This window comes from Pseudomonas sp. 2(2015) (assembly GCF_000955865.1).
In the GTDB taxonomy this organism is placed as follows: domain Bacteria; phylum Pseudomonadota; class Gammaproteobacteria; order Pseudomonadales; family Pseudomonadaceae; genus Aquipseudomonas.
In genome coordinates, this window is the sequence record NZ_JYOF01000011.1 from 279200 (window position 1) to 298625 (window position 19426).

The following is a 19426-nucleotide window of genomic DNA, read 5'->3' on the forward strand; positions in this document are numbered from 1 at the left end:
GAAGGCGCCGGCAGCGCCTCATCATCAAATGGATCAACTCAAAAACAGCCTGGCCGCCCCAACACTTGTAAGCCTTCCAAGGCAGTTGCTCCCACAATGTTCAGCTTGCCGGCGCCGCCGGCTTGGCCAGTTCGATACCCGCCGCGCCCAGGCGCTTGAGGATCTCGAACAGCAGGTCGCTCTTGGTGGTACCGACAATCCGCGGGCTGCTGACGTAACCGGTCACGGTCAGGGTGATGCCGTCGGCCGTGAGCTTGCTGAAGCGCACGAACGGCGCCGGTTTGTCGAGGATGGTTTCGTGCTCGCAGTAGGTATCGTAAAGCAAGGTCTGCACCTGCTCGGGGTCGATATCCAGCGGGAACACCAGCTCCAGGCTCGCCACGCCCTGGGCGCTGCCACCGAGGGTGACGTTGCGCAGGTTCTGCGAGATCAGTTGCGAGTTGGGCACGATGACGATCGAGCGGTCGCTGAGCTGGATCTCGGTGGCGCGCACATTGATGCGGCGGATATCACCCTCGACCCCGCTGATGCTGATCAGGTCGCCGACCTTGACCGGGCGCTCGGTGAGCAGGATCAGCCCGGAGACGAAGTTCTTGACGATTTCCTGCAGGCCGAAGCCGATACCCACCGACAGCGCACTGACGATCCAGGCCAGGTTGGTCCACTTCACCCCTAGCGACGACAGGGTCAGGAGGATCACCAGGGCATAGCCGATGTTGGCGAACAGGGTGCTGAGCGAGGCGCACATGCCCGGGTCCATGTCGGTCTTGGGCAGGAACTCGTTGTCCAGCCAGCGGCGCAGCGTGCGGATCAGGTAGATGCCCAGCACCAGCGCCAGCACAGCATTGAACAGGTGCCCGGGGATGATGTTGAACTGGCGCAAACCGGCGCCGCCCAGAAACGCCGCGATATTGCTGATCAACTGCCCCAGGGTGGTGCCGATGCCGCCAACGAACAGGGTGATTACCGCCAGCAGCAGCAGCGCGGCGCGGCCGAAGCCGGAGACCAGGGTCTCGATCTGGTCCAGGCGCCGGTCGCCGATGCCCAGCAGTTCCTTGAGCGCCTTGCCGCTGGCCTGACGCGGTGAGAAGACATATTCGCAGCCGTCCTTGAACACCTGGATGAGCACATAGAAGCCGGCCAGCAGGATGAACACCCAGACCACCTCGTAGGTCACAAAGCGCGCCAGCGACACGTAGCCGGTCAGCAGGGCAATCACCGAGATGACCATGGCCATGCTGGCGATGCTGTAGATCAGCCCGGCCATGGTCGAGGCGGCTTCCGGTGCATCGCCGGCGGCGGCCATGACCCGGCGCGCGCGGCTGGTGCGCACCAACAGGGCGATGATCAGGGCGCTGATCACCAGCGCGGCGATTCCCCGCCCGGCGATCACCAGCTGGCTGCTCATGCCGGCGGCGTTGGAGATCTGCACCAGGGCCACCAATACCAGCAAGGTACTGGCCAGCCAGCGGGCGAAGGGCTGCAAGGCCAGCGCCACCGGGTCGGCGATGTCCGGCAGCCGCCAGGACGGATGCGAGGTCGACAGCAGTGCGCGGCTCAAGCCGGTGATCAGCACGCAGGTATAGGCAAGCTTTTCGAACTCTTCAGAAAACGTCGCCAGCATCGACGGCAACGGCAGGTGGTGGGTGCAGGCGTAAAACAGCAGCTCCAGGGCTACCCCGGTGGCCAGCAGGGTGGCCATTACCGAGGCCAGAGCCAGCGAGCTACGGCGCAGGCGGCCTTCAGGCACGCGGTTCATGCATAACCAGGCCAGCCAGCGCTCCAGCAGCCGGCGGCCGAGGGTCCAGGCCAGTATGGCAAGCAGCACCAGCAGCAGGGTGGCGAAGCGCTGGCCGGGCTGCCAGACCGCGTTGGCGGTATCGTTGACCTCGTCGAAGAACGCCTGCAAGCGCTGGCGGTCGTCTGCCGAAGGGGTGAGCACCGGCGACCAGAATGCCGGGTTGAGCAAGCTGTGGGTGCTCAGGGTCAGCTCGCTTTCGAGCATGGTGCGGCGAATGGCGGAAATCTGCGTCAGCAGGTTGCTGGCGTTTTCCTTGAGCGCCGCCAGGGCTTTGAGGGTGGTGTCGAGGCTGTTTTTCTGCTCGGTAAGCGCCGTGCGTTGCGCGGCGATGTCCGAGGTGCCCGGCACCAGGGCTTCGACCGGCGCCGGGCCGAGCACTTCCAGTTGTGCGCGCAACTGCGCCTGTTCGGGCAACAGCGCCGCGCTCAGCCGGTCGATATCGACGATCAGCGCCTGCAAGCGGTCTTGCGGGCCTTCGAGCTGGTTGTAGTTGTTGGCCTGGGAAATCTGCTGCTTGAGGCTGTCCAGGCGCAGTTGCAGGGCTTGCAGGTCTTGCTGGGTGACCTTGACCACAGGCGCGGCAGCACTGGCGGGTGCTGGCGCAGGGGGTTGTGCGGCCTGCCCGGGAGGGCTGGACAGCAGCAGGGTGAGGGCAATGAAGCCGATGATCTGCAAAGCACTGCGCATGGTTATGCCCGGTTCGGTTATTGATCTCCCAGCTTATGAGGGTAGGACATCGGCGGGCATTTGCCCGGCTGCGCTTGTGCGTTGTGTAGTGAACCGCGAGGCAAAGCCCGCGCCTACCGGGCGGTGGGAGCGGGCTTGCGCTGCGGCTTAAGCGAACATCTGCTTGACGTTGTTCATGGCGCCATCGGCAAAGCCCTGGAGGAACGCCTGGAACGCCGGCAGGTCTTGCGCGCCGCCGGTCTGCGGCTCGCCAATGATGGTCCAGGTGGCCAGTGACTGATTGGCGCCCTGGGCCTTGACCTCCATGCGCGCCCAGAGGTTGCCGATGTTCAGCGAGGTGTAGATCAACGACCAGGTCATGACCATCTGCTGGTCATCATGGCTATTGAGTTGCTCCATCACCACGTTGCCATCCTTGAACAGCTTCTTGCGCACCGAGCGCACGCCGCTGCCGGTCATTTCAATGTGCGACAGCGCCGGGATAAACAGCGGAAAACCGGCGAAGTTGCCGACGATGTTCCACACGCTGCGGGCGTCGGCATTGACGGCCACCGTGGCAACCACGGGCTCGCCAACAGGGTTTTTGATCAGGGTATCGGGTTCCAGATGTGACATGTCGAGCTCCTTTGAGGGGTTAGATGAAGTCGATTTCTTTGAGGAATTCACAACCCCGGCGCAGCAGGGTCGGGCTTTTGGCGGGGTACTCCTCGCCCATGTTGTCGATGCCGTGACGGGCATTGCCGTGCTCGATCATCGAGATGTCGCCGATGTCTTCCTCAAAACCGTTGAGGTAGAAACCGACTACGCCGAACAGGGCGTTGTCGCTGCCGATGGTCGACAGCCGCTGCTGCCAGCGGCTGACCGGCACCAGCTGGAAGTCGTGGCCCATGTGGCGGAACGCCTCGACGTAGTTGTCCCAGCTCAGCGGCGTCGGGTTGTGCAGGTTGAACACCGCGCGGTTGATGGTGTGGCGGCTGGCATGAAAACCGATGAAGCGCGCGAGGAAATCCACCGGCATCAGGTCGAAGTTCAGCGACAGTTGCGGCACTTCCTTCAGTTGCAGCGAGCCCTTGAGCATCAGCATCAGGCGGTTCTGGTGCGGTTGGCAGACGCCGGTGCGGGTATTGAAGGCAATGTTCCCGGGGCGATAGATATTGACCCGCACGCCACGCTCGCAGGCGTTCCAGAGAATCCGCTCACCGACCCACTTGGACAGGTTGTAGCCATTGCGGATGTAGATCGGCGGCGTCGCCGCGGGCGGGGTTTCCAGCACCCGGCCCTGGGCATCGATGCTGCTGGAGGCCGACAGGGTGGAGATGAAGTTGAAGATCTTCTTGCTGCGCCCCTCGCACAGTTTCAGGCATTCAAGCAGCGGCGCCACGTTGTCCTTGATCAGCGACTCGTAGTCGAGCACGTGGTTGACGTTGGCCGCGTTGTAGATCAGCGCGCCGTAGTCGCGGTCCAGGTGTTCGTACTCTTCGGCGCTCAGGCCCAGCAGCGGCTGGCTGATGTCGGCGGCCAGCACCCGCACACGGCTCATGTCCAGGTGTTCGAGGCGGTTGTCGACCAGGGCCTGGGCAAAACGCTGCTGCGCCGATTGCCCGGGGGATGCGCGAACCAGGCAGGCGACTTCGCTGGAGCCCAGTTCGAGCAGTGCCTCGACCAGGTGCACACCAAGAAAGCCATTGGCGCCGGTGACGATGACCTTGTGCACGTCACCCTGGCGGCTGAGCGGCAGCACCTCAAGGTCGACACTGAGGTTGGCGTCGGCCAGGGCCCGGGCGCTGACCACGGCATCGGCGGTGTCGTCCTGCTCGAGCAGGCGCGCCAGGTTGGTCAGGGTTGGCTGCTCGATGAAGCGGTTGATCGACACGCCCTTGGCGAAGGTCTCGCGAATGTCCATGAGCATGCGCGAGAGCAGGATCGAATGGCCGCCGAGGTTGAAGAAGCTCTCGTCCAGGCCGATGTCGTCGGCGTCGATTTCCAGCAGCTTGGCCCAAATCGCCAGCAGGCTTTGCGTGGCCGCGCTCAGCGGCTGGGCGCGCACCTGGCGTTGACGGCTGTCGTCGGGCATCAGGCGCAGGGCCTTGCGATCGATCTTGCCGTTGGTGGTCGCGGGCAGGGTCTCGAGCAGGCGCCAGCGGGCAGGGCGCATGTAGTCCGGCAGGTGCTGCTGGGCATGGGCCTTCAAGGCTTCGGTGGCGCTGTGCGCATCACCGTTGCGCGGTTCGGCGAAGAACGCCAGGATGCGCCGCTGCTCATCGATCACCACGGCCTGCTGGCCGAACAGGTTGCTGCTGCGCAGCACGTGCTCGATCTCTTCGGGCTCGACCCGAAAGCCGCGGATCTTCACCTGATTGTCCAGGCGGCCGATGATTTCCACGCCGGCGCGGCCCCAGCGCGCCAGGTCGCCGGTGCGGTACAGGCGCTCGCCGTGCAGGCCGCCGCTGCCGTTCAGGTAGCGCTCGGCGCTGGCGGCGGGGTTGTGCAGGTAGCCGGCACCGACGCCGGGCCCGGCGATGTAGATCTCGCCGCTCTGGCCTTCGGACACCGGCAGGCCTTGCTCGTCGAGCAGGTACAGGCGGGTATTGGCGATCGGCAGGCCGAGCAGGCGGTTGGAGTCTCCGGCGCGCATCACCCGGCTGGTGGCCAGCACCGTGGTTTCGGTGGGGCCGTAGATGTTGTGCAGATGGCAGTGCTCGGCCAGGGCGTCGATCACGTGAGGCTCGCACACATCGCCACCGGTGATCAGGTGGGTCATGCCGCGCAGGCTGTGCAGCGGCAGGATGCTCAGCAGCGCCGGTGGCAGGAAGGCATGGCTGACTTCGGCCTGGACCACCAGTTGCGCCAGGGCCAGCGGGTCGCGGCGCTGGTCCTCGTTGGGCACCACCAGGCAACCGCCTTCGAGCAGGGTCGGGAAGATGTCCAGCAGCGAAGCATCGAAGTTGATGGTCGAGAACTGCAAGGCGCGGGTCTTGGGCCCGACCTCGACATGCTCGGCGTACCAGGCACAGAAGTGGCTGAGGTTGGCAACGGTCAACTGCACGCCTTTGGGCGTTCCGGTGGTGCCCGAGGTGTAGATCGCCACGCACGGCCGCGCACCTTCCCAGGTGCCGCGCAGCAGCGACTGATGCTGGGCCAGGGCAATGCCCTGGTGGCCATCGGCGCCCTGGTGCACGGCGCTCAGGTGGCTGACATCCAGGCCGATGCAGCCGGCGGGGATGGCCAGGTTATCGTCGTGGATGACGATCCGCGCCCGGGCATGTTCGACGATCAGCGCCCGGCGTTCGGCAGGGTGGCTGGGGTCCAGCGGCAGGTACAGGGCGCCGCAGCCGAGCACAGCAAGGATCGAGGCGTAGAGGGCCACGCCTTTGCCCAGGGCGATGGCCACCACCGGCTGCTGCCGGTCTTCACCCAGCAGCGGCACCAGGCGCTCCTGGATCGCCACGCTCAGGGCATGCAGCTCGCCATAGCTGACGCTGCGGCCTTCGACCAGCAAGGCCGGGGCGTCATGGTGCTGGCGCAGGCTGGCGGCCAGGCGCTGGATGAACGGCACGCTGGCCGCCTCGCTAATGGCCGGCGCTGCCGTGCGGTTGCAACGGTGGGCGAAGGCCAGGGTGTCGAGCACGCCCAGCCCGGCGCTGGGCACCTGGCCCAGGGCCTGGAAGCGGTACTGGCTGAAGTAGTCGTCATGGCGCGAGTAGCCGCTGACATGCGCCGCTGCCGCCTCGACCAGTTCCTGCACGGCCCTGTTCACCAGGTCGGCGCCGTTGCCCGAGGCCTCTGCAGGTACATCCTGGCGTTCCAGGCATTGCCAGGGCTGGCTGCCCTGGCGGCCCAGCAGGTGCAGTTGCAGGTCTTGCAGCGGGTCGCTGAGGTCGCTGCCGCTGACCTGCAACGAGACTTGCCAGGTGTTGCCCGTTTCCGGCCACGGCGCCAGGGTCGCGTCGTCGATGACCAGGTCCGAGGCGTGGAGTTGCCAGTGATCGTAACTGGCCGGCGTGTCGAGCAAATGGGCACCATGGCCCATTCGCCGCAACTCGTCCGCCAGGCAGGCCAGCCCGCGGCTGCTCCCGCACAGCAGAATTTCAAGACGTCTCATCGGCATTGATTCCTTTGATGTCAGATCAGGTAGGCGGCCAGGGAAGACTGCACGGCCGGATCTTCGAGCATTGCGCTGGCGCGGAAAAACCGCATGATGTTGCCCACCAGGGGATGCCCCGGGGTGATCGGGAAGTCCATGGCTTCAACTTCCAGGCGCAGCGCTGCCTTGACCTGCTCACTGGTGTCCAGGTGGGCAATCAGCGCCAGGTCGAAGGCTTTCTGGATGTCGTTGGTCAGGTAGTGGCTGAGGAACACCGGCATGATCGAAGCGAGGATCTGCCGGTCTTCAGCCGGCGCCGCACTCCAGTAGATGCGCGTCAGCCGCGCCCAGAAGCTCGAATGCCGGCCTTCGTCGGCCAGGTGGTCAGCCATCAGGCCCTTGACCGATTCCTTGACCGTGTCGTCGCGGGCGAAGGCGGCGACATCATTGGTCAGGGTGTTCTCGGCAACCGCCACGCATATCAGCTCGACCGCCGCTTTCAGGTGTTCGGGGGCCATCTCCATGGCTTTGGGGATCGAGCGGCTGAGCTCGATTTCCCGCGGCAGGGCGATGGGCTCGATACCGGTCAGCTCGATGGTCTGCTGCAGGTAGTCCATGGCCACCAGGGCGTGGTAGTCCTCATCCACCACCACGGTCATGGCGTCGTAGCGGCAGGCAAACGGAAAGCGGATCGCAAAGCTGTCCTTGGCAATGCTGCGTGCGGTTTTGTCGACAATCTCGGTTTCGAAGATCACCACGTCATTAATGAACTTGTAGAGACTTTGCACCAAAGCAAAGTCTGTCAAGTGCGGGCACTGTTCCATAAAGACGGCGCTGGTCACCAGGGGTTGACGGCTGGTCGGGTAAATCAACTTGCCGTCATCTTCCACAGTGCGCCGCGGACGCGTGCGAATGGTCGCTCGCCGCTCCCAGGAGTCGGCGAAAGACTGATACTCATGTGCGTTCATTTAACCTTGCCCACCGTTCAATAGTAATGAACTTCAAATAACAGGCAGCCCTGCTCCGAATGAAACGGACCATGTTCCGTGTGCGCCGCGCGAAAGAAGTAACTGCCTTGCCCGTAGGTCTTTTGTGCACGTCCCGGCGCGGCCTGTTCGGTTTGATCACCTTCGATCAAATACACTTCTTCGTGGTAATCATGGGTATAGATTTCACGCGTGCCGCCGCCGGGGTTAAAGCGCACCAGGCGTGTGCGGATACCGGTACGGGTGTTGGCATCGAGGGTGTCCTTGAACACCGTGAGGGTGATGCCGCGCTCGCTGCTGACCGCTTGCCAGGTGGCCTGGTCGTGCTCGATGACTTCGAACTTCATGCGACACACTCGGCGATCTGCACGGCCATTTCGGCGCGCAGTTCGTCCCACAGCACGCGGCGGCTTTCGACTGCGGCAATGGCGGCGGCGTAGACTTCCTGCTGGCGCTGCGGGTCGCCCTGGACCAGGCGATCGAGCAGTTTTTCGGCGGCCGGGCCATGGTCGTCCGAGTCAACGTCGATATGGCGCTGCAGGTAGTAGCGGAAGGTCGGGGCCTGGTCGGTACCGATGTCCCAGTCATCGAGAATGGTCTGGAACATCCGTGGGATCACGCTTTCACGCCCGTGCAGAAAGGCTGCGGCGACTTCATGAGGCTTGGCGTTGATGGCGGTGTCGAGGGTGTTGCTGACAAACCGCACCGCTGCCGGCGAGGCATGGCAGTGCTGCAGGGCTTCGTCAAGCTCGACGCCGCCGCGCAGCAGACGGACAAAATGCTCGATACGGTCGGTGCTCGCGCCAATCTCGCGCATGGCGTGCAGGTACAGTTCGAAGTGGCTGTAGTGGCCGCCTTGCAGGTTCTGGTCGGACTCTTCACCGAGGACGATTTCGTTGATCAGGTGGGCGGCGGCGGGGTCCAGCGGTGGTAGCCACGGCAGGCGGGTGCAGGTCAGTTCCTGCTGCAGGCGCTTGGTCAGCGACATGAAGTCCCAGACCGCAAAAACATGGGTCTCCATGAACGTGCGCAATACCTGCAAAGAACCGATTTCAGCGAAGATCGGGTGGTTGCCAAGTTCGGTTTTGTTGTGTTCAAGAACGGCTTTTTGATTGTGCATGTTTTCCTCGGTTATCAGGTTTTTTGTCGGGATATAAAACAGCGTTATCGTTTTTAGGGCAGCCGCACAGGTGGCCAGAAACTGGCCTGTTGGCGCGTTTGCGTCATGCAGTGGCCGGAACCGTTATGGCGTCAGGCAACGGAAAGCTAAGACATAAGAAGTTACAAATCAAGACTTCGCAAACATAAAATTTATCCGCCGATTAATAAGTTGCAGGCACGCGAAAAAGGCAACTTCATTGCTGAAGTTGCCAAGCGGCAAGAGACTGTTAATAGCGATTTTTATCGCTATTTAATTGGGTTTAGTGCATGCCATGTCATTGAACTCCCTGTTCGCTTATACCGTTATAACTATTAATTACATGTAAACTTCAGGCCGCCCGCTGGGTGCGCAGCACCAGCGCTGCTACTGCGCAGCCAATCAGGGCCAGGCAGGCGACATAAAACGCATCGCTGTAGGCCATCAGGTACGCCTCGCGGCGTATGGTTGCAGCCAGACCCTCCAGTATCTGCTGCTGTTGCGGCAGCCAGGTGTGCACCGCCTGGTTGAGGCGCTCCTGCAAACCTGGCGAAAACACCGTGACATGTTCGTGAATACGCTCGCTGTGGTAGCGCTCGCGGGTGGCAACGATCTGCGTCAGCCCGGCGGTACCGATGGCGCCACCGAGGTTGCGCAGCATGGAAAACACCGCCGATGCCGAGCCCGCTTCGCGCTTGTCCAGGCCCGCCACCGCCAGCACCGACAGCGCCACCATGATGAACGGCTGGCCGATGCCGCGAACCACGGTGGAGGGGATGATGACGTTGTCGGCGCTGTCGACATTGAGGCTGGCGCCCAGCCAGCAGCCCAGGGCCATGATCAGAAAGCCGCTGGCAACCATGAACTTGGCGCTGGTCCAGGCCATTAACCGCGGCATCAGCGGCGCCAGCAGCAATTGCACCAGGCCATAGGCGATCAGGCTGACGCCGACATCGCGGGCGCTGAAACCCTGCAACTGCGAGAGGTAGTTGGGCACCAGGAACACCAGGCCGAAGGTGGCGCCGCCAAAGATGAACATGGCGACGCTGGCCACGCCAAAGTTGTAGCGCCCGAGCAGGCGCAGGTTGATGAAGGCGCGGCTGCCGTACAGCTGGGTGACCACAAACACCACCAGGGCGATGCCGGCGGCCACCGACATGCCGAGGATATAGCCCGAGCCGAACCAGTCCAGGCGCCCACCTTCCTCGAGCACGATCTGCAGGCCGCCCAGGCCCACGACCATGGCGAAGATCCCCAGCCAGTCGCCGCGGCGCAGCAGTTCAAGCTTCATCGGCTTGGCCTCGATCGACCAGGCGATGGCAATCAATAGCGCCACCCCGGGGAACAGCTGCAGGTAGAAAATCCAGCGCCAGGAGTAGGCATCGGTCAACCAGCCGCCAATCGACGGCCCCGCGGCCTGGGCGACACTGTTGGCGAGGCTGAACAGGGCCATGCCCATGGCCATCTTGCTGGCCGGCAGTTCGGTGATGATCAGCTGGAACGACAGCGGGATCAGCACCGCGCCGGCGGCGCCCTGGATCACCCGGATGATGATCATCGCCTCGAGGTTGGGCGCCCAGGAGCAGGCGATCGAGGCCAGCAGGAAGATGAACGAGCCGGTCCACATCACCCGGCGCATGGAGAATACTTCGACCAGCCAGGCCGTGAGCGGAATCATGACGATCTCCGCCACCAGGTAGGCGGTGGAGATCCACGAGCCTTCCTCGAAACTGGCGCCCAGCGAACCGCGGATTTCCGGCAGCGCAGCGCTGGTGACGTGGACGTTCATGCCGGCCATGAAACAGCCGAACAAGCCGCCGATCACGGCCACCCAGGCCCGCAACGAGACCGGCTGTTCACTGCTCATCGGCAGGCTCCCCACGGGTGTCGACGGTGGTTACCACCGACATTCCCGGCAGCACCTGCACGCCTCCCTCGGCCTGGTCGAGCAGGATGCGCACGGGAAAACGCTGGACGATCTTGGTGAAGTTGCCGGTGGCGTTGTCCGAGGGCAGCAGGGCAAAGACGTTGCCCGAAGCCGGCGAGAAGCTGGCCACCCGGCCGCGCAGGTGCTGGCTTGAGAAACTGTCGATGCTGATCTCTACCGGCTGCCCCGGGCGCATGTGGGCCAGCTGGGTTTCTTTGTAGTTGGCGACCACGTAGGTCTGGTGCAGCGGCACCACCGCCAGCAGCGGCTGGCCGGGCACCACGTATTGCCCGGCGCGCACCCGGCGCTGGCCGACCACGCCATCGATAGGGGCGCGGATCACCGTGTCCTGGGTGTCCTGGTCGGCCAGGGCGTGGCGGGCCTTGGCGCTGGCCAGGGCTGCCGAACGTTGTTTGATCTGCGCCTCGGCCAGCAGCGCCTGGGCCTTGGCCATTGCCAGTTGCGACTGCTGCTCGCGCTGGCGGGCCTGGGCGCTCTGCAAGGCGGCGCGGGCCTGGATGGCATTGGCGTTGGCCGATTCCAGGCGCTGCACGGTGGCGGCGTTGTCGCGCACCAGGCCCTGGTAGCGCTGCATGTCCAGTTCGCTGCGGCGCCGCTCGGCCTCGGCGCTGTGCACGGCCGATTCGGCCTGGAGTATGGCTTGCTGCTGCTGGTTGATGCGCTCCACTGCCACCTGCTGGCTGGCCTGGGCGGCGGTCAGCGCCGCCTGGGCCTCGGCCACCCCGGCTTCGGCCTGGTCGCGGCGGGCCTGGTAGTCGCGGTTTTGCAGGCGTACCAGCACGTCGCCAGCTTTTACCGCCTGGTCGTCATCGACTTCAACCTGGGCGACATAGCCGGCCACGCGCGGGCTCAAGGCCACCCAGTCGGCGCGCACGTAGGCGTCATCGGTGGTCTCCAGAAAGCGCCCGGTGCTAAACCAGTAGCCGCCGAACACCAGCACCGCCACCACGCTCAGGCCGCCTGTGGCGTACAGCGCCAGGCGCCGCCGGGTGAGGGTGGGCAAAGGGGCTTTGCGCTGCTGCTGATCGGCAGCCAGCGGTGGTTTTTCAACGGCAATATTCATGGTTGGATTCCAGTGTCGGTAGGTGCGCTCTGCACCAGGGTCGCGGCCGCGGCCGGTGGCGTTTGCCAGCTGCCGCCCAGGGCCCGGAACAGATTGATTTGTGCCCGCGCCAGGCGTCCCTGGGCCTCGACGTGGCGAGCGCGGACGCTGATCAGGTCGCGCTCGCTGTCGAGCACCTCGAGGGCATCGACGGTGCCGGCGCGGTAGTTGTCCTGGGCCAGGGCAAAGCCGCGCTGGCTGTGCGCCAGGGCCGCATCCAGGGCTTGCGCCCGCTGGCGTTCGCCGTCGTAGCCGGCCAGGGCCTGGCGCACATCCTTGAGCGCGCCTAGGGCCACGCCGCGGTAGTGGGCGATCTGCGCTTGCTGCAGGGCCCGGGCCTTGCTGACCCGGGCGCGGTTGGCCTTGATGTTGGGGAACTCCCAGCTGATCAGCGGGCCGACGGCGAACATCACCGCCTGGCTGTCACCGAGGTTGGACAGGTGATGGTCCGAGGACGTCAGCGAGGCGCCGAAGCTGACCTTCGGGTACAGGTCGGCCTTGACGATGTCGACTTCAAGGTCGGCGGCGCGCAGGTCGCGCTCGGCCTTGCGCACATCCGGGCGGCGGGCCAGCAGTTGCCAGCCATCGCCGCCAGGCAACGCTGCTTTCAGGGTCGGGATGCTTCGGCAGCTGGCGGCACCGGCGCTGATTGCCGCAGGCGGCTGGCCACTGAGCACGCTGAGTTCGAACAGCGCCATTTGCCGCCGCGCTTCAAGCATCGGCAGTTGCGCGCGGACCTGCTCGCGCAGCCCGCGCAGGCGCACCGCATCGAGTTCGGTGGCGATCCCGGCCTGGCGCTGGCGGTCACTGAGCTGCACGCTGCGCTCCAGGGTCTGCAGGGATTGTTCGGTTTCCTGCAGGCGCGCGCCGTAAACGCACTGGTCGATGTAAGCGCGGCTGGTCTGGGTCACCACCTGCAAACGCACCAGCTCCATGGCCTCGCGGGAGGCGTCGGCCTGGGCCCGGGCGCGCTCGATGGCAGCCCGCACCTGGCCCCAGACATCGACCTGATAGGCCAGCTCGATGCCCGGGTTGAATTCCCATTGCGACGGCGCATGGCTGTCGGTGGCCTGGGCCAGGGTCTGGTCGTCGGCACTTTTGCCGTAGCTGGCACCGAACTCGACGCTGGTCGAGGGCCAGCGTCTGGCGTCGTACTCGCCGATACCGGCTAGCATGGCCTGCACGTTGGCCTCGGCCTGGGCCAGGTCCTGGTTATGCGCCAGGGCTTGCTGGACCCAGGTGTTGAGCTGCGGGTCCTGGTACAGCTCCCACCAGCGCTCGGGCAAGGCCTGCTGGCTGACGCCGGCGGGCAGGCTGGCCAGTGGATCGGCTTGCAGTGCCAATGGCGCCGGGGTCGTTACGGATTGGCCGCTGCAAGCGCAGAGCACAGCCAGGAGGCTGGTGGCGGCGAGAAGCCGGGCGGGGAACGGCGGGGATCGAAGTGCACGCATCACGAAAGTCACATCTAGGGTCGTGATGCCAGATTAACGAGGGGAGGGCAGCGCTTCTGCCGCGAGCGGGACAACCATGGCCGTGACCGGGACAACCTGGCCCGGCAGCGAGGAGGGCGTGGCCGCCATCCTCGCTGCGGGTCTCAGTGGCTGCGTGTGGCGCTGCCTTCCAGGGCGCTGACCTGCCAGTCGCGTGGGGTGTAGCCGAGGATGCGCTTGAACATCGCGGCAAAGGCGCTGGCACTCTGGTAGCCGTGTTCGAGCGCCACGTGCAGGATCGGCATGCCACCGGCCAGGCGCTGCTGGCTGAGAATCATGCGCGTGCGGGTGCGCCATTCACCGTAGGACATCCCCACCTCGCGCTGGAACAATCGCGCCACGGTGCGCGCACTCATGTTCAACTGCGCGCCGCATTGCTCCAGGGTGAGGTCTTGCGCAGGGTCTTCGAGAAAGCGCTCGCACCAGGCCCGCAGGCGTGGATGCTGCGGCACCGGCACATGCGCCTCGATGCGTTCGGCCGCCTCCAGCTCGCGGTGAATCAGCGCGCGCACATGCTCGCCCAACGACTCGTCGCGCTGCTCCTGCATGCGTGATGAGGCCAGGATCAGCTCGCGCAGCAGCCCCGAGACCACGATCACCTGACAGCGGTCGACGTGGGCGCTGAGCAACAAGGTGCGCATGCTCACTTCGCCGCTCATGCGCACCTCGTGGCTGACCCCTGCCGGCACCCAGAGGGCGTGCCCGCAGGGGATCACCCAGTTGCCTTCGTCGCTGCACACGCGCATGACCCCGCTGGTAGCGTAGATCAACTGGTCCTCGGCATGGCAGTGGCTGCCCACGACCTCGCCATGTTCATAGTCCATCGCTAATGGTTCCATGCCTTTCTCCTCAGGCAGAAACGCTGGCGGCGTGCAGGGGTTTGAGCAAGCCCTGGCGGGTGGCCCGCGACACGGCACCGACCACGGCCTTGAGCGATGCCTGGAGGATGCTGTTGTCTTTGCCGACGCCGAACAGCAGCTGGCTGTTGACGCGGATTTCGACATAGGCGATGGCTTCGGCCTGGGCACCGTCACGAATGGCGTGCTCGTGATAGTCGGCGATATCGAAGTTCAGGCCCTGCTGGGCGAAGGCATTGACCAGCGCCGCCAACGGCCCGTTACCTTCGCCGCTGAGCGCCAGGCGCGCGCCGGCGATGTCCAGCTGGGCATCGAGGTAGGTGCAGCTGTCTTCGCTGGCAAGCCGAGGTTGCTGCAGGGTGTAGGGCTTGCCTTGCTCAAGGTAGTTGTCGGTGAAGCACGACAGGATCATGTCGCTGGTGATCTCCTGGCCGGCCTCGTCGGCCACTTGTTGCACCAGGCCACTGAACTCCATCTGCAGGCGCCGCGGCAGGACAATGCCGTGTTGCTCGAGCAGATAGGCAACACCGCCTTTGCCGGACTGGCTGTTGACCCGGATCACTGCCTCGTAGCTGCGGCCCATGTCGGCCGGATCGATCGGCAGGTAAGGGATCTGCCAGTAGCCCTCGGGGTTGTTGCGCCGGTGGGCGAAGCCTTTCTTGATGGCGTCCTGGTGCGAGCCGGAAAACGCCGTGAACACCAGTTCGCCGGCATACGGGTGGCGCGGGTGGGTCGGCAACTGGTTGCAGAACTCGACTTCGCGCTGCACGTGGATGATGTCCGAGAAGTCCAGCTGCGGGCTGATACCGCTGGTGTAGAGGTTCATCGCCAGGGTCAGGATATCGACGTTGCCGGTGCGCTCACCGTTGCCGAACAAGGTGCCCTCGACCCGCTCGGCGCCCGCCAGGCAGGCCTGCTCGGCGGTCGACACGCCGGTACCGCGATCATTGTGTGGGTGCACGCTGATGACCACGCTGTCGCGGCAGCTCAAGTGGCGGCAGAACCACTCGATCTGGTCGGCGAAGACGTTGGCGGTCGAGACCTCGACGGTGGTCGGCAGGTTGAGGATCATTTTGTTGCTTGGCGAGGGCTGGAACACCTCGGTCACCGCCTCGCAGATCTCCAGGGCGAAATCCAGCTCGGTAAAGCAGAAGGTCTCGGGCGAGTACTGGTAGGTCCACTGGGTGTGCGGGTTGGCCTGCATGTGGGCCTTGATCTCGCGGGTGGCCTGGGTGGCGATCTCGATGCAGCCGGCGCGGTCGACCCCGAACACCACCTCGCGAAACACCGGCGCGGTGGCGTTGTAGACGTGGACAATCGCCCGGGGCACGCCCTTGAGGGCTTCGAAGGTGCGCTCGATCAGGTGGCTGCGGGCCTGGGTCATCACCTGGATGGTAACGTCGTCAGGGATCGCGCCGCTCTCGACCAGCTCGCGCACGTAATCGAAGTCGGTTTGCGACGCCGCCGGGAAACCCACCTCGATCTGCTTGAAGCCGACCTTGACCAGCAGGTCGAAGAAGCGCCGCTTGCGCTCGGCGTTCATCGGTTCGATCAGCGCCTGGTTACCGTCGCGCATGTCCACACTGCACCAGGTCGGGGCGACCTGCTGGACCCGGTTCGGCCACTGGCGGTCCGGCAGGTCGACGGTGGTGAAGTGACGGTACTTGGTAGAAGGATCCTTCAACATCATGGCGGCGTTCTCCTGTGCCTACGGTTTTGCGCAGCGCCGGTTGCCCGCAAGCAACCGATGCCAATCGCAGATGGGATCCAATTCTAGCGCTGTTACATCTAGAAATAATTGCTAATTTTGCCAGTGACTGGTGAAGAAGCCTTTGCTGATCGCCTTAAAGTTGAAATTATTGGTGATTTATTGCGATTAAGGATTTTTATAAGCATATTCTCACCATTTGAACGCCTGCCTGCGACGCTCAGCCGCAAATTGCACCTGGCCTCAGCCGGCACCTAGTGGCGGGTTTCAACTCATCTATAAAAATTGCTAACAAGTCATTGCAGTCCAGCCCTGTTTATCAGCGACTTTCAATCAAACATCATGCTGACACCCCACACAGAGGTGCTCAGCATGACCCTTGACCTGCAGTTCGATCACCTGGCCTTCACCACCGCCGCCGACGGCGAGCTTCAGGCTGCGCTGCAAACCCTGCTGGGCGTCGAGCCCGGGCCGAGGCCGGCGTTTCCATTTCCCGGGCAATGGCTGTACCAGGGCGACCAGGCCCTGGTGCATCTGATCCAGGGGCCGCACACCGAGCTCAGCCATCTGGCCCTGCGTACCCGACAGCCGGCGTCGGCAGTGCTCGAACGCGTCCGCGCCAGTGGCCTGGCCTACCAGGTCGCGCTGGTACCGGAGCAACGCATCTGCCAACTGTTTGTCAGCCTGCCCGGCGGCCTGGTCCTGGAACTGGACTGCCCGCTCGATCGCGACGACCTCGGCATTACCCACGACTACCAGCAGTGCGACCACGCACCTGTCTGACTTCAGGAGAGCCACACGCATGTCTACTTCAGCTTCGTTGTTCACACCCTTTGAACTGGGCCCACTGCAGTTGCCCAACCGTATCGTCATGGCGCCGATGACCCGCTCGCGCAGCAGCCAGCCCGGTGATGTGCCCAACGCCATGATGGCGGCCTATTACGCCCAGCGCGCCAGTGCCGGCCTGATCATCAGTGAAGCCACGCAGATCAGCCCGCAGGGCAAGGGCTATAGCTTCACCCCTGGCATCTACAGTGCCGGGCAGGTAGCCGGCTGGCGTCAGGTGACCGACGCCGTGCATGGCCAAGGCGGGCGGATTTTCCTGCAGTTGTGGCATGTCGGGCGCATGTCCCATGCGAGCTTCCATGCCGATGGCCAGCCGGTTGCGCCGTCAGCGCTGCGTGCCGATGCCCAGGTGTGGGTGGTGGGCGATGATGGCGTCGGGCGCATGGTCGAGGTCAGCCCGCCACGGGCCCTGAGCCAGGCAGACATTCAAGCGGTGATCGAGGATTATCGGCTTGCCGCCCGGCATGCCCGCGAGGCGGGTTTTGATGGCGTCGAGATTCACGCGGGCAACGGTTACCTGATCGACCAGTTCTTGCGCACCACCTCCAACCTGCGCAATGACGCCTACGGCGGCAGCCGCGAAAACCGTACCCGCTTTCTGCTGGAAGTGGCCGCGGCGGTGGCCGACGAAATCGGTGCACAGCGCACCGGCGTGCGCCTTGCGCCCTACATCACCGCCCGCGGCATGGACTGCACGGACGTCATCCCGACCATCCTCCAGGCCGCCAAGGCCCTGGGCGCCCAAGGCATTGCCTACCTGCACCTGGCCGAAGCCGACTGGGACGATGCCCCGCAGATCCCCGAGCCGTTCCGCCATGAGCTGCGCCAGGTGTTTGCCGGCGCCATCATCGTTGCCGGGCGCTACGACGAGGATCGCGCGCAGGCCTTGCTCGAGGCCGGGCTGGTCGACCTGATTGCCTTCGGCCGGCCCTTTGTCGCCAACCCGGACTTGCCGGCGCGGCTGGCAAACGGCTGGCCGATGGCGCAATTCGATGGCAGCCGCTTGTTTGGCGGAGATGAGCTGGGCTACAGCGATTATCCAGCCTTTATGACAGGCAAGTGAAGTGGCTGGGTTCCTGGGCTGCAAGCATCAGCTCCAGCGGTACCGGGACTACCCCGTCAAGGCCGGCGGGGGCCTGCAAGCCCACCACCAGCAGCGCCGGGCGCTCGCTCGGTTCGCTCGTGCCGGCGGCCACGGCGTTGATCATTCTGGCGTGGTTGGCTGCAATTTCAGTGAGGGTAGACACGTGACTTCTCCGGTGACCGAGCAAGGCGATTGCTGGCGTCCATAAGCGTTGGGGGGCTGGCCGTCGCGTCAGTATTACGTCACTGCCCGACGGTGATTGCCAGCCTCTGCAATCCGCAGGCCAAGCCTTGTCAAAAAATGGACAGGCCTGGCCGGTTTGCGATGGACGGAGTCACCTCGGGCTGTGCTAGGGCTCCTGACCCTGGCGCAAGCGCGTGCTGATCAGCGCCGCCAGCACCAGCAGCGCGGCGATCAGCCACAGGCCGTTGCGGGTATTGCCGGTGGTCTGTTCGATCAGGCCCATCACCGACGGCCCGACAAAACCGCCGAGCAGCCCGCAGGTGGTGACGAAGGCCAGGCCCGCCGCCAGGGCATTGCCGCTGAGGCGGCTGGAGGGGAAGACGAAGATGATCGACTGCACCACGAACAGCATCAGCGCGGTCAGCGAGAAACCGATCAGGCCGATGAACGAGTTCGACAACGACGCCAGCAGCAAGCCGGCGGCCATGGTCAGCAAACCGAAGAACAGCAGGGTGCGGCAGCGCCCCGGCGAAGTGGCCAGGCGCGGCAGGGTGGCGGCGCCGATGGCGGCGGCAATCCACGGCACCGAGGTCAGCAGGCCGATCTGCAACGGGGTCAGGGCGGCGTAGGTGCCAATGATGCCCGGCAGGAAGAAGATCACTGTATAGATGGTGATCTGGTGCACGAAGTACACCGCGATCGCCAGCCAGATCTGTTTGTCGGCGAACATCTGGCTGAGCCGGCTCTGTTGCGGCGCCAAGGCTTTTTCGGCGTTCAGGCGCTGCTCGATGTCGCGGGCATCGGCCGCCGACAGCCAGGGCGCGGAAGCGGGCCCGTCCGGCAGTTTCTTCCACACCACATAGGCCAGGGCCACCGCCGGCAGACCTTCGATGACGAACAGCCACTGCCAGCCGTGCCAGCCCAGCAAGCCGTCGAGTTCGAGCAAGGCGCCGCCCAGTGGGCCGCTGAGAATATTCGCCAGGCACACCCCGAGCAGAAAATAGCCGGTAGCCCGCGCCCGTTGCTCGCGGTCGAACCAGTAGGTCAGGTAGAGCATCACCCCGGGGAACAACCCGGCCTCGGCCACGCCCAGCAGCAGGCGCATGATGTAGAACGAGGTTTCGCCCTGGACGAAGGCCATGCCCGCCGACAGCAGGCCCCAGGTGATCATGATGCGGGTGATCCAGAAACGCGCGCCGACCCGGTGCATGATCAGGTTGCTCGGCACTTCGGCCAGCGCGTAGGTCAGGAAGAACAGCCCGGCACCCAGGCCATAGGCTGCGGCCGAAAGGCCCAGGTCGATGCCCATGCTGGCCTTGGCCAGGGCAATGTTGGTGCGGTCCAGAAAACTCATTACATAGACCACGATCAGCAGCGGCATCAGCTTGCGCAGCAGCAGACGGTTCAGGCGCTGGTCGTCGGCGACGGCAGGCGCGGCGGCCGCTGTCGCGTTAGTGAGGATTGTCATTGTTTTTTCCCCGTTCAAATGTACGTACTGCGCGCCGCAAGTGC

15 protein-coding genes are annotated in these 19426 nt (G+C 64.6%); 2 read left to right on the top strand and 13 right to left on the bottom strand.

Annotated elements, in window-relative coordinates; all coding sequences use genetic code 11:
- Nucleotides 1-100 precede the first annotated feature (100 nt).
- The 11 genes from UB48_RS16290 to leuA form a co-directional block, all read right to left on the bottom strand.
- Nucleotides 101-2488, bottom strand: coding sequence for a DUF3772 domain-containing protein (locus UB48_RS16290; RefSeq protein WP_045198873.1), 2388 nt, complete (start codon nt 2486-2488; stop codon nt 101-103).
- Between the two features lie 147 nt (nt 2489-2635).
- A complete protein-coding gene (locus tag UB48_RS16295) occupies nt 2636-3103 on the bottom strand; it encodes an SRPBCC family protein (protein ID WP_045198875.1) in 468 nt (155 codons plus the stop codon).
- 19 nt (nt 3104-3122) lie between these two features.
- Complete coding sequence (locus UB48_RS16300) at nt 3123-6590, bottom strand: amino acid adenylation domain-containing protein (RefSeq protein ID WP_045198877.1); 3468 nt, start codon at nt 6588-6590, stop codon at nt 3123-3125.
- Nucleotides 6591-6610: 20 nt separating this feature from the next.
- Complete coding sequence (locus UB48_RS16305) at nt 6611-7540, bottom strand: diiron oxygenase (protein WP_045198880.1); 930 nt, start codon at nt 7538-7540, stop codon at nt 6611-6613.
- Nucleotides 7541-7557: 17 nt separating this feature from the next.
- Nucleotides 7558-7905, bottom strand: coding sequence for a DUF4437 domain-containing protein (locus UB48_RS16310; protein ID WP_045198882.1), 348 nt, complete (start codon nt 7903-7905; stop codon nt 7558-7560).
- Nucleotides 7902-8678: a DUF3050 domain-containing protein gene (locus UB48_RS16315; protein WP_045198884.1), complete on the bottom strand. Its 777-nt coding sequence runs from the start codon at nt 8676-8678 to the stop codon at nt 7902-7904. The genes UB48_RS16310 and UB48_RS16315 overlap by 4 nt, the downstream gene beginning before the upstream one ends.
- A 370-nt stretch (nt 8679-9048) precedes the next feature.
- Nucleotides 9049-10563, bottom strand: a complete 1515-nt coding sequence (locus tag UB48_RS16320) for a DHA2 family efflux MFS transporter permease subunit (protein ID WP_045198886.1) — start codon at nt 10561-10563, stop codon at nt 9049-9051.
- Nucleotides 10553-11707: an HlyD family secretion protein gene (locus tag UB48_RS16325; RefSeq protein ID WP_045198888.1), complete on the bottom strand. Its 1155-nt coding sequence runs from the start codon at nt 11705-11707 to the stop codon at nt 10553-10555. The genes UB48_RS16320 and UB48_RS16325 overlap by 11 nt, the downstream gene beginning before the upstream one ends.
- Entirely contained in the window at nt 11704-13197 is a 1494-nt protein-coding gene (locus tag UB48_RS16330; RefSeq protein ID WP_045198890.1) for an efflux transporter outer membrane subunit, read from the bottom strand. The genes UB48_RS16325 and UB48_RS16330 overlap by 4 nt, the downstream gene beginning before the upstream one ends.
- 143 nt (nt 13198-13340) lie before the next feature.
- Nucleotides 13341-14075: a helix-turn-helix transcriptional regulator gene (locus UB48_RS16335; protein WP_045198892.1), complete on the bottom strand. Its 735-nt coding sequence runs from the start codon at nt 14073-14075 to the stop codon at nt 13341-13343.
- A gap of 10 nt (nt 14076-14085) precedes the next feature.
- Nucleotides 14086-15783 (bottom strand): 2-isopropylmalate synthase, encoded by a 1698-nt coding sequence (gene leuA, locus UB48_RS16340; RefSeq protein WP_045198894.1) that lies wholly within the window; start codon nt 15781-15783, stop codon nt 14086-14088.
- 390 nt (nt 15784-16173) lie between these two features.
- Here leuA and UB48_RS16345 point away from each other — a divergent pair, with 390 nt between their 5' ends.
- Nucleotides 16174-16584: a hypothetical protein gene (locus UB48_RS16345; protein ID WP_045198895.1), complete on the top strand. Its 411-nt coding sequence runs from the start codon at nt 16174-16176 to the stop codon at nt 16582-16584.
- Nucleotides 16585-16603: 19 nt separating this feature from the next.
- Nucleotides 16604-17710 carry an alkene reductase gene (locus UB48_RS16350; protein ID WP_045198897.1) on the top strand — a complete coding sequence of 369 codons (1107 nt, stop codon included), beginning with the start codon at nt 16604-16606 and terminating at the stop codon, nt 17708-17710.
- Here the strand turns inward: UB48_RS16350 and UB48_RS27735 are convergent.
- Both UB48_RS27735 and UB48_RS16355 read right to left on the bottom strand, forming a co-directional pair.
- Complete coding sequence (locus UB48_RS27735; protein ID WP_143013286.1) at nt 17694-17894, bottom strand: hypothetical protein; 201 nt, start codon at nt 17892-17894, stop codon at nt 17694-17696. The genes UB48_RS16350 and UB48_RS27735 overlap by 17 nt on opposite strands.
- Nucleotides 17895-18080: 186 nt before the next feature.
- Nucleotides 18081-19382 (bottom strand): MFS transporter, encoded by a 1302-nt coding sequence (locus UB48_RS16355; RefSeq protein WP_045198899.1) that lies wholly within the window; start codon nt 19380-19382, stop codon nt 18081-18083.
- Between the last annotated feature and the right edge of the window lie 44 nt (nt 19383-19426).

Excerpts from the sequence above, each read along its gene's own strand:
- UB48_RS16325 (WP_045198888.1), bottom strand. The coding sequence starts at position 11,707 with ATGAATATTGCCGTTGAAAAACCACCGCTGGCTGCCGATCAGCAGCAG.
- UB48_RS16305 (WP_045198880.1), bottom strand. The coding sequence starts at position 7,540 with ATGAACGCACATGAGTATCAGTCTTTCGCCGACTCCTGGGAGCGGCGA.
- UB48_RS16320 (WP_045198886.1), bottom strand. The coding sequence starts at position 10,563 with ATGAGCAGTGAACAGCCGGTCTCGTTGCGGGCCTGGGTGGCCGTGATC.
- UB48_RS16335 (WP_045198892.1), bottom strand. The coding sequence starts at position 14,075 with ATGGAACCATTAGCGATGGACTATGAACATGGCGAGGTCGTGGGCAGC.
- UB48_RS16355 (WP_045198899.1), bottom strand. The coding sequence starts at position 19,382 with ATGACAATCCTCACTAACGCGACAGCGGCCGCCGCGCCTGCCGTCGCC.
- UB48_RS16350 (WP_045198897.1), top strand. The coding sequence starts at position 16,604 with ATGTCTACTTCAGCTTCGTTGTTCACACCCTTTGAACTGGGCCCACTG.
- leuA (WP_045198894.1), bottom strand. The coding sequence starts at position 15,783 with ATGATGTTGAAGGATCCTTCTACCAAGTACCGTCACTTCACCACCGTC.
- UB48_RS16295 (WP_045198875.1), bottom strand. The coding sequence starts at position 3,103 with ATGTCACATCTGGAACCCGATACCCTGATCAAAAACCCTGTTGGCGAG.
- UB48_RS16315 (WP_045198884.1), bottom strand. The coding sequence starts at position 8,678 with ATGCACAATCAAAAAGCCGTTCTTGAACACAACAAAACCGAACTTGGC.
- UB48_RS16310 (WP_045198882.1), bottom strand. The coding sequence starts at position 7,905 with ATGAAGTTCGAAGTCATCGAGCACGACCAGGCCACCTGGCAAGCGGTC.
- UB48_RS16345 (WP_045198895.1), top strand. The coding sequence starts at position 16,174 with ATGACCCTTGACCTGCAGTTCGATCACCTGGCCTTCACCACCGCCGCC.
- UB48_RS16330 (WP_045198890.1), bottom strand. The coding sequence starts at position 13,197 with ATGCGTGCACTTCGATCCCCGCCGTTCCCCGCCCGGCTTCTCGCCGCC.
- UB48_RS16290 (WP_045198873.1), bottom strand. The coding sequence starts at position 2,488 with ATGCGCAGTGCTTTGCAGATCATCGGCTTCATTGCCCTCACCCTGCTG.
- UB48_RS16300 (WP_045198877.1), bottom strand. The coding sequence starts at position 6,590 with ATGAGACGTCTTGAAATTCTGCTGTGCGGGAGCAGCCGCGGGCTGGCC.